The sequence below is a fragment of the Brenneria populi genome (assembly GCF_036016195.1).
Taxonomy (GTDB): domain Bacteria; phylum Pseudomonadota; class Gammaproteobacteria; order Enterobacterales; family Enterobacteriaceae; genus Brenneria; species Brenneria populi.
In genome coordinates, this window is the sequence record NZ_JAYWTM010000048.1 from 14,741 (window position 1) to 25,161 (window position 10,421).

At 50.6% G+C, this 10,421-nt stretch carries 23 protein-coding genes; all 23 read right to left on the bottom strand.

What is annotated here, in order from left to right:
* Positions 1-5 precede the first annotated feature (5 nt).
* The 23 genes from rplO to bfd all read right to left on the bottom strand — a co-directional run bounded on the left by rplO (position 6) and on the right by bfd (position 10,211).
* Positions 6-440, bottom strand: coding sequence for a 50S ribosomal protein L15 (gene rplO / locus VSX58_RS21925; protein WP_239785613.1), 435 nt, complete (start codon positions 438-440; stop codon positions 6-8).
* Positions 441-443: 3 nt separating this feature from the next.
* The gene (rpmD, locus tag VSX58_RS21930) at positions 444-623 is read right to left on the bottom strand and encodes a 50S ribosomal protein L30 (protein ID WP_004846568.1); all 180 of its coding nucleotides are present in this window, start codon (positions 621-623) and stop codon (positions 444-446) included.
* A 6-nt stretch (positions 624-629) separates the two neighbouring features.
* On the bottom strand, positions 630-1,130 hold the full coding sequence (gene rpsE / locus VSX58_RS21935; RefSeq protein WP_005970257.1) for a 30S ribosomal protein S5: 501 nt from the start codon (positions 1,128-1,130) through the stop codon (positions 630-632).
* Positions 1,131-1,144: 14 nt separating this feature from the next.
* Complete coding sequence (gene rplR / locus VSX58_RS21940) at positions 1,145-1,498, bottom strand: 50S ribosomal protein L18 (protein WP_048637252.1); 354 nt, start codon at positions 1,496-1,498, stop codon at positions 1,145-1,147.
* Positions 1,499-1,507: 9 nt separating this feature from the next.
* On the bottom strand, positions 1,508-2,041 hold the full coding sequence (gene rplF, locus VSX58_RS21945; protein WP_327615896.1) for a 50S ribosomal protein L6: 534 nt from the start codon (positions 2,039-2,041) through the stop codon (positions 1,508-1,510).
* A 13-nt stretch (positions 2,042-2,054) separates the two neighbouring features.
* Complete coding sequence (gene rpsH / locus VSX58_RS21950) at positions 2,055-2,447, bottom strand: 30S ribosomal protein S8 (protein WP_327615897.1); 393 nt, start codon at positions 2,445-2,447, stop codon at positions 2,055-2,057.
* 33 nt (positions 2,448-2,480) lie between these two features.
* Positions 2,481-2,786: a 30S ribosomal protein S14 gene (gene rpsN / locus VSX58_RS21955; protein WP_327615898.1), complete on the bottom strand. Its 306-nt coding sequence runs from the start codon at positions 2,784-2,786 to the stop codon at positions 2,481-2,483.
* A gap of 13 nt (positions 2,787-2,799) precedes the next feature.
* Complete coding sequence (gene rplE / locus VSX58_RS21960; protein ID WP_327619928.1) at positions 2,800-3,339, bottom strand: 50S ribosomal protein L5; 540 nt, start codon at positions 3,337-3,339, stop codon at positions 2,800-2,802.
* A gap of 14 nt (positions 3,340-3,353) precedes the next feature.
* Positions 3,354-3,668 (bottom strand): 50S ribosomal protein L24, encoded by a 315-nt coding sequence (gene rplX / locus VSX58_RS21965; RefSeq protein WP_319606524.1) that lies wholly within the window; start codon positions 3,666-3,668, stop codon positions 3,354-3,356.
* A 10-nt stretch (positions 3,669-3,678) separates the two neighbouring features.
* Positions 3,679-4,050, bottom strand: coding sequence for a 50S ribosomal protein L14 (gene rplN / locus VSX58_RS21970; RefSeq protein WP_000613954.1), 372 nt, complete (start codon positions 4,048-4,050; stop codon positions 3,679-3,681).
* A gap of 168 nt (positions 4,051-4,218) precedes the next feature.
* Positions 4,219-4,473, bottom strand: coding sequence for a 30S ribosomal protein S17 (gene rpsQ / locus VSX58_RS21975; RefSeq protein WP_011095505.1), 255 nt, complete (start codon positions 4,471-4,473; stop codon positions 4,219-4,221).
* The gene (gene rpmC / locus VSX58_RS21980) at positions 4,473-4,664 is read right to left on the bottom strand and encodes a 50S ribosomal protein L29 (protein ID WP_048637248.1); all 192 of its coding nucleotides are present in this window, start codon (positions 4,662-4,664) and stop codon (positions 4,473-4,475) included. Before rpmC ends, rpsQ begins: the two co-directional genes overlap by 1 nt.
* Positions 4,664-5,074, bottom strand: a complete 411-nt coding sequence (gene rplP, locus VSX58_RS21985) for a 50S ribosomal protein L16 (RefSeq protein WP_009111208.1) — start codon at positions 5,072-5,074, stop codon at positions 4,664-4,666. The genes rpmC and rplP overlap by 1 nt, the downstream gene beginning before the upstream one ends.
* A gap of 12 nt (positions 5,075-5,086) precedes the next feature.
* Complete coding sequence (gene rpsC / locus VSX58_RS21990) at positions 5,087-5,788, bottom strand: 30S ribosomal protein S3 (protein WP_327615900.1); 702 nt, start codon at positions 5,786-5,788, stop codon at positions 5,087-5,089.
* Between the two features lie 17 nt (positions 5,789-5,805).
* Positions 5,806-6,138 (bottom strand): 50S ribosomal protein L22, encoded by a 333-nt coding sequence (gene rplV / locus VSX58_RS21995; protein ID WP_012764045.1) that lies wholly within the window; start codon positions 6,136-6,138, stop codon positions 5,806-5,808.
* 14 nt (positions 6,139-6,152) lie between these two features.
* Complete coding sequence (gene rpsS, locus VSX58_RS22000; protein ID WP_004929772.1) at positions 6,153-6,431, bottom strand: 30S ribosomal protein S19; 279 nt, start codon at positions 6,429-6,431, stop codon at positions 6,153-6,155.
* Positions 6,432-6,447: 16 nt separating this feature from the next.
* Positions 6,448-7,269 carry a 50S ribosomal protein L2 gene (gene rplB / locus VSX58_RS22005; RefSeq protein ID WP_327615901.1) on the bottom strand — a complete coding sequence of 274 codons (822 nt, stop codon included), beginning with the start codon at positions 7,267-7,269 and terminating at the stop codon, positions 6,448-6,450.
* A gap of 19 nt (positions 7,270-7,288) precedes the next feature.
* Positions 7,289-7,591: a 50S ribosomal protein L23 gene (gene rplW, locus VSX58_RS22010; protein ID WP_327615902.1), complete on the bottom strand. Its 303-nt coding sequence runs from the start codon at positions 7,589-7,591 to the stop codon at positions 7,289-7,291.
* The gene (rplD, locus tag VSX58_RS22015; protein WP_048637244.1) at positions 7,588-8,193 is read right to left on the bottom strand and encodes a 50S ribosomal protein L4; all 606 of its coding nucleotides are present in this window, start codon (positions 8,191-8,193) and stop codon (positions 7,588-7,590) included. The genes rplW and rplD overlap by 4 nt, the downstream gene beginning before the upstream one ends.
* 10 nt (positions 8,194-8,203) lie before the next feature.
* Positions 8,204-8,833: a 50S ribosomal protein L3 gene (rplC, locus tag VSX58_RS22020; RefSeq protein WP_327615903.1), complete on the bottom strand. Its 630-nt coding sequence runs from the start codon at positions 8,831-8,833 to the stop codon at positions 8,204-8,206.
* Between the two features lie 32 nt (positions 8,834-8,865).
* Positions 8,866-9,177 (bottom strand): 30S ribosomal protein S10, encoded by a 312-nt coding sequence (rpsJ, locus tag VSX58_RS22025; RefSeq protein ID WP_001181005.1) that lies wholly within the window; start codon positions 9,175-9,177, stop codon positions 8,866-8,868.
* Between the two features lie 290 nt (positions 9,178-9,467).
* Positions 9,468-9,944 (bottom strand): bacterioferritin, encoded by a 477-nt coding sequence (gene bfr, locus VSX58_RS22030; protein ID WP_327619929.1) that lies wholly within the window; start codon positions 9,942-9,944, stop codon positions 9,468-9,470.
* A gap of 72 nt (positions 9,945-10,016) precedes the next feature.
* Entirely contained in the window at positions 10,017-10,211 is a 195-nt protein-coding gene (bfd, locus tag VSX58_RS22035; protein ID WP_327615905.1) for a bacterioferritin-associated ferredoxin, read from the bottom strand.
* Positions 10,212-10,421: the final 210 nt, after the last annotated feature.

A 10,421-nucleotide genomic window follows, 5' to 3' on the forward strand; every position in this document is an offset into this window, starting at 1 on the left:
GCTACTTATTCCTCAATTTTACCGCCAGCAGCTTCGATAGCAGCGCGAGCGCCTTTAGTGACGCGCAGACCGCGAATCGTTACCGGACGAGCAACCTCGCCAGACAGAATCACTTTCGCAAATTCGATCTGAACGCCAATAACATTAGCGGCTTTCAGCGTATTCAGATCAACGGTATCGCCTTCGACTTTAGCCAGGTCGGACAAACGGATTTCCGCCGTCACCATCGCTTTGCGAGAAGTAAAACCGAATTTCGGCAGGCGACGGTATAAAGGCATCTGACCGCCTTCGAAACCGCGACGCACGCCACCGCCAGAACGCGAGTTCTGACCTTTGACGCCGCGTCCGCCGGTTTTACCCAGGCCGGAACCGATACCGCGACCTACACGCTTGGAGGCATGTTTGGCGCCTTCGGCCGGAGACAGAGTATTCAAACGCATCTGTTACTCCTCCACTTTAACCATATAGGAAACCGCGTTGACCATACCGCGCACCGCAGGAGTATCCTCGCGTTCTACAGTATGACCAATACGACGCAGACCCAGGCCAAGCAGCGTTGCCTTATGTTTCGGCAGACGACCGATTGCACTACGGGTTTGAGTTATTTTGATAGTCTTTGCCATGGTTAATTACCCCAGAATTTCTTCAACGGATTTACCACGCTTGGCAGCGACCATTTCCGGGGACTTCATGTTGGCCAGACCGTCAATCGTTGCACGAACCACGTTAATCGGGTTGGTGGAACCATAGGCTTTAGCCAATACGTTGTGTACCCCTGCGACTTCCAAAACGGCGCGCATTGCACCGCCGGCGATGATACCGGTACCTTCGGAAGCCGGCTGCATGAACACACGAGAACCCGTGTGAGCACCTTTAACCGGGTGCTGCAGGGTGCCGTTGTTCAGCGCGACATTCATCATATTGCGACGGGCTTTTTCCATCGCTTTCTGGATCGCTGCCGGAACTTCGCGTGCTTTGCCGTAGCCAAAACCAACGCGACCGTTGCCGTCACCCACTACAGTCAGTGCGGTGAAGGAGAAAATACGGCCACCTTTAACGGTTTTAGATACGCGATTTACCGCGATCAGCTTTTCCTGCAGTTCGCCAGCTTGTTTCTCGATGTGAGCCATCTTACACCTCTACCTTAGAACTGAAGGCCAGCTTCACGGGCAGCATCTGCCAGTGCCTGGACTCGACCATGATATTGGAAACCGGAACGGTCAAAAGCAACGTCTTTGATGCCTTTTTCCAATGCGCGTTCAGCAATAGCTTTACCTACTGCGGTGGCTGCATCTTTATTGCCGGTATACTTCAGTTGTTCAGCGATAGCTTTTTCTACAGTAGAAGCGGCTACCAGGACTTCAGAACCGTTCGGTGCGATGACCTGCGCATAAATATGGCGCGGGGTACGATGTACCACCAGACGCGTCGCACCCAGTTCCTGGAGTTTGCGGCGTGCGCGGGTCGCACGACGGATACGAGCTGCTTTCTTATCCATAGTGTTACCTTACTTCTTCTTAGCCTCTTTGGTACGCACGACTTCGTCGGCGTAACGGACACCCTTGCCTTTGTAAGGCTCAGGACGACGGTAGGCGCGTAATTCCGCAGCAACCTGACCGATAACCTGCTTATCAGCGCCTTTCAGCACGATTTCAGTTTGAGTCGGGCATTCTGCAGTAATACCTGCCGGCAGCGCGTGATCAACCGGGTGAGAGAACCCAAGAGACAGGTTCACCACATTGCCTTTTACTGCAGCACGGTAACCAACGCCAACCAGTTGCAGCTTCTTGGTGAAGCCTTCGGTAACACCGACAACCATTGAGTTCAGCAGAGCGCGAGTGGTGCCCGCCTGGGCCCATCCGTCAACGAAACCTTCGCGCGGAGCGAAAGTCAGGACGTTGTCAGCCTGTTTCACTTCAACAGCATCATGGATCTTACGACTCAGCTCGCCGTTTTTACCCTTAATCGAAATAACCTGACCGTTGAGTTTTACCTCTACGCCGGCAGGAATGACGACGGGTGCTTTTGCAACACGAGACATTCTTTCCTCCCGATTAAGCTACGTAGCAGATAATCTCGCCACCAAGACCTGCCTGGCGAGCTGCGCGATCGGTCATAACACCTTTAGAGGTAGAAACAACCGCGATACCCAAACCGGCCATAACTTTCGGCAGCTCATCTTTTCTTTTATAGATGCGCAGACCTGGACGGCTTACTCGCTGAATGCTCTCTACCACCGCCTTGCCCTGGAAATATTTAAGTTCTAATTCCAGCACAGGCTTGGTGTCGCCTTCGATTTTAAAATCTTTAATGAAACCTTCTTCCTTCAGCACGTTGGCGATTGCCACTTTCAGCTTGGAAGAAGGCATGGTGACCGCAACTTTGTTCGCGGCTTGACCGTTACGGATACGGGTCAGCATATCCGCGATCGGATCTTGCATGCTCATCTGTCTTTACTCCCGTGATTCAATTGGTGACAATTACCAGCTAGCCTTTTTCAGACCCGGAATTTCACCGCGCATAGCGGCTTCACGGACCTTGATACGGCTCAACCCGAACTTCCGCAGGAAAGCATGCGGACGACCAGTTTGGCGGCAGCGGTTACGCTGACGAGACGGGCTGGAATCACGCGGCAGAGTCTGCAGCTTAAGAACTGCATCCCAACGTTCTTCGTCGGAAGAGTTCACACCAGAGATGATAGCTTTCAATTCCTCGCGTTTAGCGCGGTATTTGTTAGCCAGTTTCACGCGAACGACTTCGCGTGCTTTCATGGATTGCTTAGCCATTAGTAACCCTACCTTACTTGCGGAATGGGAAGTTAAAGGCGGCCAACAGCGCACGGCCTTCATCATCGGATTTCGCAGTGGTGGTAATGGTAATATCCAAACCACGAACGCGATCGACCTTGTCATAGTCGATTTCCGGGAAGATGATCTGCTCACGCACACCCATGCTGTAGTTACCACGGCCATCGAATGACTTAGAGGACAGGCCACGGAAGTCACGGATACGCGGTACAGCAATGGAAATCAGTCGCTCAAGAAACTCCCACATGCGTTCACCACGCAGAGTTACTTTACAGCCGATCGGATAGCCCTGACGGATTTTGAAGCCTGCAACAGATTTGCGTGCTTTGGTGATCAAAGGTTTTTGACCTGAGATTGCTGCCAGATCGGCTGCTGCGTTATCCAGCAGTTTCTTGTCAGCGATCGCTTCACCAACACCCATATTCAGGGTGATCTTCTCGACCCGAGGGACTTGCATGACAGAATTGTAGTTAAACTCGGTCATGAGTTTATTAACTACTTCGTCTTTGTAGTAATCATGCAGTTTCGCCATCGTACTACTCCAAATTACTTGATAGTTTCGCTGTTAGATTTAAAGAAACGGACTTTTTTGCCGTCTTCGAATCTAAAGCCTACACGGTCAGCCTTACCAGTTGCCGTATTGAAGATCGCAACGTTGGAAACCTGAATTGCAGCTTCTTTTTCAACGATGCCGCCTGGTTGATTCAGGGCCGGAACCGGCTTCTGATGTTTTTTGACCAGGTTGATACCTTCAACAATGACCTTACTAGCAGACAGGACATTTTTTACTTTACCGCGCTTACCTTTATCTTTGCCGGTCAGCACGATAACTTCGTCATCACGACGGATTTTCGCTGCCATGATTCGCTCCTTAGAGTACTTCTGGTGCCAGAGAGATAATTTTCATGAACTTCTCATTACGCAGTTCACGAGTTACCGGCCCAAAAATACGCGTACCGATAGGCTGTTCGCTGTTATTATTCAAAATAACGCAAGCATTGCCATCGAAGCGAATGACAGAACCGTCCGGGCGACGAACACCCTTCTTGGTGCGCACCACAACCGCCTTCAGCACATCGCCTTTCTTCACCTTACCGCGAGGAATTGCTTCCTTGATGGTAATTTTGATGATATCGCCGACGCCTGCGTAGCGACGGTGCGAGCCACCTAGAACCTTGATACACATTACGCGACGTGCACCGGAGTTGTCGGCCACATTCAGCATAGTCTGTTCTTGGATCATGTTAGTGCTCCGCTAATGTCAACTACTACTTTTAGGACCCATAATAGGCCATTTAAATGCCCCATAATTAAGGGCGCAGCATTATAACACCGCTTCCTGAATATGGGTAGAAAAAATAAACGGCCCAGTTATTGAGCCGTTTATCATAACGAGAAGAGCGCTACTGTATTACAGAATCGCTTTCTCTACAACGCGAACAAGCGTCCAAGACTTAGTTTTAGACAGCGGACGGCATTCGCGGATTTCCACCACGTCACCGATACCACATTCATTGTTCTCGTCATGTACGTGCAGCTTGGTCGTACGTTTAATGAACTTACCGTAAAGCGGGTGTTTCACGAAACGTTCGATGGCGACAACCATGGATTTCTCCATTTTATCGCTAACGACGCGGCCTTGCAGAGTACGGATTTTATCGGTCATTACGCACCCGCCTTCTCAGTCAGTAAAGTCTTAACACGTGCAACATTACGACGCACTTGTTTCAACAGGTGAGTTTGTTGCAGCTGACCGCTTGCCGCCTGCATGCGCAGATTGAATTGTTCGCGCAGCAGTTCGAGCAGCTCGGTATTCAGCTCTTCAACGCTCTTTTCACGCAGCTCTTGTGCTTTCATTACATCACCGTCTTAGTTACAAAGGTGGTTTTGATCGGCAGTTTCGCTGCTGCCAGTTGGAATGCCTCACGGGCTAACTCTTCCGGCACACCGTCCATTTCGTACAGGACTTTACCTGGCTGAATCAAGGCAACCCAATACTCTACGTTACCTTTACCTTTACCCATACGGACTTCAAGCGGCTTTTCGGTGATCGGTTTGTCCGGGAATACGCGGATCCAGATCTTACCTTGACGCTTAACGGCACGGGTCATGGCACGACGTGCAGCTTCGATTTGACGAGCGGTCAGACGACCGCGGCCAACAGCTTTCAGACCGAAAGTGCCGAAGCTAACATCCGTACCTGCAGCCAGACCACGGTTGCGGCCCTTGTGCATCTTACGGAATTTTGTACGCTTTGGTTGTAACATCAGCGACTCTCCTTACTTGCGGCCTTTACGCTGCTGCTTTTTAGGTTGAGCAGCCGGTTTTTCCGGTTGTTCAACGGCAGCCATACCACCCAGGATCTCACCTTTGAAGATCCACACTTTCACACCGATAACACCATAAGTAGTGCGCGCTTCGGAGGTGTTGTAGTCGATATCCGCACGCAGCGTGTGCAACGGAACGCGACCTTCACGGTACCATTCGGTACGCGCGATTTCAGCGCCGCCCAGACGGCCGCTGACTTCAACTTTGATCCCTTTAGCGCCCAGACGCATGGCATTCTGTACGGCACGCTTCATCGCACGGCGGAACATCACGCGACGTTCCAGCTGAGAAGTGATGCTGTCAGCAACCAGTTTAGCGTCTAACTCAGGTTTACGGACTTCTGCGATGTTGATTTGCGCAGGGACGCCAGCGATATCCGCCACGACTTTACGCAGTTTTTCAACATCTTCACCTTTTTTACCGATAACGATGCCCGGACGAGCGGTGTGAATGGTCACACGGATGCTTTTAGCCGGACGTTCGATAACGATACGAGAAACGGAAGCTTTTTCCAGTTCCTTCGTCAGGTATTTACGAACTTTAAAGTCGCTGTCCAGGTTGTCAGCGAATTCTTTGGTATTCGCATACCAGGTAGAGTTCCAAGGTTTGACAATACCCAGTCGAATACCATTAGGATGTACTTTCTGACCCATTGCTAGTCTCCAGAGTCTCAGCGATCGGACACAACCACAGTAATGTGGCTAGTACGCTTCAGGATGCGATCCGCACGACCTTTGGCACGCGGCATAATGCGCTTCATGCTTGGGCCTTCGTCAACGAAGATTTTCGCAACTTTCAGATCATCAATGTCAGCGCCATCGTTGTGCTCTGCGTTAGCAATGGCAGACTCCAGTACTTTTTTAACCAGACCAGCAGCTTTCTTGTTGGTGTAGGTCAGAATATCCAGAGCTTGCGACACTTTCTTACCGCGAATCAGGTCAGCCACCAGGCGAACCTTTTGAGCAGAAGAACGAGCGTGGCGATGTTTAGCGATAGTTTCCATCTCTTCCTCCTACCTTAGCGCTTTTTAGCCTTTTTATCGGCCGCATGGCCGCGATAAGTACGAGTCGGCGCGAATTCACCCAGTTTGTGACCGACCATTTCATCGGAAACAAACACCGGAACGTGCTGACGACCATTATGGACAGCGATGGTCAAACCGATCATGTTTGGAAAGATCGTTGAACGACGGGACCAAGTGCGCAAAGGCTTCTTGTCTCCGCTTTCCACCGCTTTCTCTACCTTCTTCAGCAAGTGCAGGTCAATAAATGGACCTTTCTTGAGAGAACGTGGCATGGTTTATCCTCTAAAATTATTTAGTACGGCGACGTACGATAAATTTATCAGTACGCTTGTTGCTGCGGGTCTTCTTACCTTTGGTCTGCAGGCCCCACGGGGATACCGGGTGCTTACCAAAGTTACGACCTTCACCACCACCGTGCGGGTGGTCTACCGGGTTCATCGCCGTACCGCGAACGGTAGGACGAACACCACGCCAGCGAGCAGCACCTGCTTTACCCAGAACGCGCAGCATGTGCTCCGCATTGCCTACTTCGCCCAGCGTCGCGCGGCAGTCGGACTCGACTTTACGCATTTCGCCGGAACGCAGACGCAGGGTAACGTAAGCACCATCACGAGCAACGATCTGAACGTAAGCACCGGCGGAGCGAGCCAGCTGACCGCCTTTGCCTGGTTTCAATTCTACGTTGTGAACCGTTGAACCGACCGGGATGTTACGCATCGGCAGGGTGTTGCCGGCTTTGATTGCAGCGTCAACGCCAGATTGAATCTGATCGCCTGCTTTAAGGCCTTTCGGCGCCAGGATGTAACGGCGTTCGCCGTCTTTATACAGAACCAGCGCGATATTCGCGGAACGGTTCGGATCATACTCCAGACGCTCAACAACAGCAGGAATACCATCTTTGTTGCGCTTAAAATCAACCAGACGATATTGCTGTTTATGACCACCACCGATGTGACGGGTAGTGATGCGGCCATTGTTGTTACGGCCACCGGATTTGCTGTTCTTTTCCAGCAACGGGGCATAAGGTTTGCCCTTGTGCAGCTCAGGGTTAACCACTTTAACAACGTGGCGACGACCCGGAGATGTCGGTTTACATTTAACAATTGCCATTGTTCTTTACTCCTCCGACTTACTCTGCGCCGCCGATGAAGTCCAGATTCTGGCCTTCTTTCAGGGTGACGTAAGCTTTTTTCCAGTCGCTACGACGACCGATACGCTGTCCATGACGTTTCACTTTTCCTTTAACTACCAGGGTGCGAACATCATTGACTTCGACTTCAAACAGTTTCTGCACGGCGGCTTTGATTTCTGCTTTTGTCGCGTCTTTAGCAACTTTGAGAACGATGGTGTTGGTCTTTTCCATCGCAGTAGACGCTTTTTCAGAAACGTGCGGCGCGCGCAAAACTTTCAGCAGACGTTCTTCACGGATCATGCGAGCATCTCCTCAACTTGCTTAACAGCTTCAGCAGTCATGACGACTTTGTCGAAGGCGATCAAGCTAACCGGATCGATACCGGCGACATCACGCACATCAACCTTGTACAGGTTGCGCGCAGCCAGGAACAGATTTTCATCCAGTTCACCGGTGATGATCAGTACGTCTTCCAGCGCCATGTCTTTCAGTTTCTGTGCCAGCAGCTTGGTTTTCGGCGCTTCGACAGAGAACTTCTCGACAACGATCAAACGATCTTGACGTACCAGTTCGGACAAAATGCTTTTCAGCGCGCCGCGGTACATCTTTTTGTTAACTTTCTGACTGTGGTCCTGAGGCTTGGCAGCAAAGGTCACGCCGCCGGAGCGCCAGATCGGGCTCTTGATAGAACCAGAACGCGCACGGCCGGTACCTTTCTGACGCCACGGTTTTTTACCGGAACCAGTTACTTCAGCACGGGTCTTCTGAGCGCGAGTACCTTGACGGGCACCTGCTGCATAAGCAACAACAACCTGGTGTACCAGCGCTTCGTTGAAATCACGACCGAAGGTAGTTTCGGAAACAGTCAGCGCGCTTTGCGCGTCTTTCAATACTAATTCCATTGCTATCTCCTCACGCCTTCACAGCTGGTTTAACGATCAGGTCGCCACCGGTTGCACCCGGAACAGCACCCTTAACCAGCAGCAGGTTGCGCTCAGCGTCAACACGCACTACGTCCAGGCTCTGAACGGTTACGCGTTCGTTACCCAGTTGGCCTGCCATTTTCTTGCCTTTGAACACTTTGCCCGGAGTCTGGTTCTGACCGATGGAACCCGGAACGCGGTGAGACAAGGAGTTACCGTGGGTAGCATCCTGAGTACGGAAGTTCCAGCGCTTAACAGTGCCGGCAAAACCTTTACCTTTAGATGTACCGGTAACGTCTACTTTTTTGACGTCTGCGAAAATTTCAACACTAATGCTCTGACCTACGGTGAACTCTTCGCCTTCGGCGAGACGGAATTCACGCAAGACGCGGCCGGCTTCTACGCCAGCTTTAGCAAAGTGGCCCGCTTCTGGTTTGGTAACGCGGTTTGCTTTTTTAGCACCGGTAGTCACCTGTACAGCGCGGTAACCGTCGTTAGCCAGGTCTTTAACCTGAGTGACGCGGTTTGCTTCAATTTCGATAACGGTTACAGGGATAGATACGCCATCTTCAGTGAAGATACGGGTCATGCCCACTTTTTTACCGACTAAACCAATCATTGTTTCAACCTCTCAATCGCTCAATGACCTGATTAACCCAGGCTGATCTGCACGTCTACACCGGCAGCCAGATCCAGACGCATCAGAGCATCAACGGTTTTCTCGGTTGGCTCAACGATGTCAACCAGACGCTTGTGAGTGCGAATCTCGTACTGATCGCGCGCATCTTTATTGACGTGCGGAGAAATCAGAACGGTAAAGCGCTCTTTGCGGGTCGGCAGCGGGATCGGACCACGGACTTGCGCACCAGTGCGCTTGGCAGTCTCGACGATTTCCGCGGTTGATTGATCGATCAGACGATGATCAAACGCTTTCAGGCGGATACGGATTCTTTGGTTCTGCATGAGACCAGAGCTCCAATTATTTATAAACGTAAATAACTACTCCTCGCACCCATTTCGATTGATGGGGGAGTGTAATCGTCAGCACATAACCCCCATATCGGGAGTGTTGTTTCGGCTAATAACTAAACTTAGCCCTCTGATTTAATAATCAATCAGGCTCGCCTCAGTTTTAGCGAGCTCGCGCATTATACGCGAATTGACGCAAGAAGCAACAAATAGGATGAAGTGATTGCAAGCGGCGGCTCGGGCATACCGCTATGCCCGAGCCGGAATAGGGAGACGGCGGTAGATTATTCCGCTTCTCTGAGCTGACTTTGCAGATAATTTTGCATCCCAAGACGGGATATCAAATCCAGTTCGGTTTCCAACCAATCGATATGCCCTTCTTCATCGGCCAGGATTTCTATCAGCATATCTCTGCTGACATAATCATGCACGGAGTCCGAATAAGCAATGGCCTCGCGTAAGTCCTGAGCGCCATCCAGCTCAAGTTGCAGGTCAGAACGCAAGATCTCTTCAACATCTTCGCCGATATTGAGTTTGCCCAAATCTTGCAGATTGGGAACGCCTTCGAGAAACAGAATTCGTTCAATGTAGCGATCGGCGTGCTTCATTTCGTCAATAGACTCATGATACTCGTGATCGTTGAGACGGGTTAAGCCCCAGTTTTTAAACATTCGGGCATGCAGGAAATATTGGTTGATTGCTACTAACTCATTACCCAATAACTTATTCAAATACGTAATGACTTTTTTATCGCCTTTCATGACACGCTCCTCCACTCCAGTTCTTAAAAGTGTAGAACCGGCAAGCGGAGAGTCAAAAAAAGACCCTACATTTTATGCTACTTCATAGATATCAGCTAATTGCACCAATTCATCTTCAAGAATATTCCTCGCCTGGCGAATACACTTACCGCAATCCGTTCCAATCGGAACCAACTTGCGCAGCTGCTGCATAGACTGGGGCTGATATTGACGGACGGCTTTACGGATCGCTTTATCGGAAACGGCGTTACATAAACACACATACATACCAAAGCAACTCATTCATTATGCCAGCTGGCCAAGCTTTCAAGGCCGCCGCGGGCGATGCTTAAAACCGCTTCCCGCGATTTTCAATCAAGTTGGTATTGTAAATAGTAATTATTTTTATTTCAATTAGCACTCATGATTAGAGGCGTAAAAAAAGGCACCGAAGTGCCTTTTTTATGCTTGCGAGTCTATCAGCGATTAAGCGATAAC

Excerpts from the sequence above, each read along its gene's own strand:
- rplO (WP_239785613.1), bottom strand. The coding sequence starts at position 440 with ATGCGTTTGAATACTCTGTCTCCGGCCGAAGGCGCCAAACATGCCTCC.
- rpmD (WP_004846568.1), bottom strand. The coding sequence starts at position 623 with ATGGCAAAGACTATCAAAATAACTCAAACCCGTAGTGCAATCGGTCGT.
- rpsE (WP_005970257.1), bottom strand. The coding sequence starts at position 1,130 with ATGGCTCACATCGAGAAACAAGCTGGCGAACTGCAGGAAAAGCTGATC.
- rplR (WP_048637252.1), bottom strand. The coding sequence starts at position 1,498 with ATGGATAAGAAAGCAGCTCGTATCCGTCGTGCGACCCGCGCACGCCGC.
- rplF (WP_327615896.1), bottom strand. The coding sequence starts at position 2,041 with ATGTCTCGTGTTGCAAAAGCACCCGTCGTCATTCCTGCCGGCGTAGAG.
- rpsH (WP_327615897.1), bottom strand. The coding sequence starts at position 2,447 with ATGAGCATGCAAGATCCGATCGCGGATATGCTGACCCGTATCCGTAAC.
- rpsN (WP_327615898.1), bottom strand. The coding sequence starts at position 2,786 with ATGGCTAAGCAATCCATGAAAGCACGCGAAGTCGTTCGCGTGAAACTG.
- rplE (WP_327619928.1), bottom strand. The coding sequence starts at position 3,339 with ATGGCGAAACTGCATGATTACTACAAAGACGAAGTAGTTAATAAACTC.
- rplX (WP_319606524.1), bottom strand. The coding sequence starts at position 3,668 with ATGGCAGCGAAAATCCGTCGTGATGACGAAGTTATCGTGCTGACCGGC.
- rplN (WP_000613954.1), bottom strand. The coding sequence starts at position 4,050 with ATGATCCAAGAACAGACTATGCTGAATGTGGCCGACAACTCCGGTGCA.
- rpsQ (WP_011095505.1), bottom strand. The coding sequence starts at position 4,473 with ATGACCGATAAAATCCGTACTCTGCAAGGCCGCGTCGTTAGCGATAAA.
- rpmC (WP_048637248.1), bottom strand. The coding sequence starts at position 4,664 with ATGAAAGCACAAGAGCTGCGTGAAAAGAGCGTTGAAGAGCTGAATACC.
- rplP (WP_009111208.1), bottom strand. The coding sequence starts at position 5,074 with ATGTTACAACCAAAGCGTACAAAATTCCGTAAGATGCACAAGGGCCGC.
- rpsC (WP_327615900.1), bottom strand. The coding sequence starts at position 5,788 with ATGGGTCAGAAAGTACATCCTAATGGTATTCGACTGGGTATTGTCAAA.
- rplV (WP_012764045.1), bottom strand. The coding sequence starts at position 6,138 with ATGGAAACTATCGCTAAACATCGCCACGCTCGTTCTTCTGCTCAAAAG.
- rpsS (WP_004929772.1), bottom strand. The coding sequence starts at position 6,431 with ATGCCACGTTCTCTCAAGAAAGGTCCATTTATTGACCTGCACTTGCTG.
- rplB (WP_327615901.1), bottom strand. The coding sequence starts at position 7,269 with ATGGCAATTGTTAAATGTAAACCGACATCTCCGGGTCGTCGCCACGTT.
- rplW (WP_327615902.1), bottom strand. The coding sequence starts at position 7,591 with ATGATCCGTGAAGAACGTCTGCTGAAAGTTTTGCGCGCGCCGCACGTT.
- rplD (WP_048637244.1), bottom strand. The coding sequence starts at position 8,193 with ATGGAATTAGTATTGAAAGACGCGCAAAGCGCGCTGACTGTTTCCGAA.
- rplC (WP_327615903.1), bottom strand. The coding sequence starts at position 8,833 with ATGATTGGTTTAGTCGGTAAAAAAGTGGGCATGACCCGTATCTTCACT.
- rpsJ (WP_001181005.1), bottom strand. The coding sequence starts at position 9,177 with ATGCAGAACCAAAGAATCCGTATCCGCCTGAAAGCGTTTGATCATCGT.
- bfr (WP_327619929.1), bottom strand. The coding sequence starts at position 9,944 with ATGAAAGGCGATAAAAAAGTCATTACGTATTTGAATAAGTTATTGGGT.
- bfd (WP_327615905.1), bottom strand. The coding sequence starts at position 10,211 with ATGTATGTGTGTTTATGTAACGCCGTTTCCGATAAAGCGATCCGTAAA.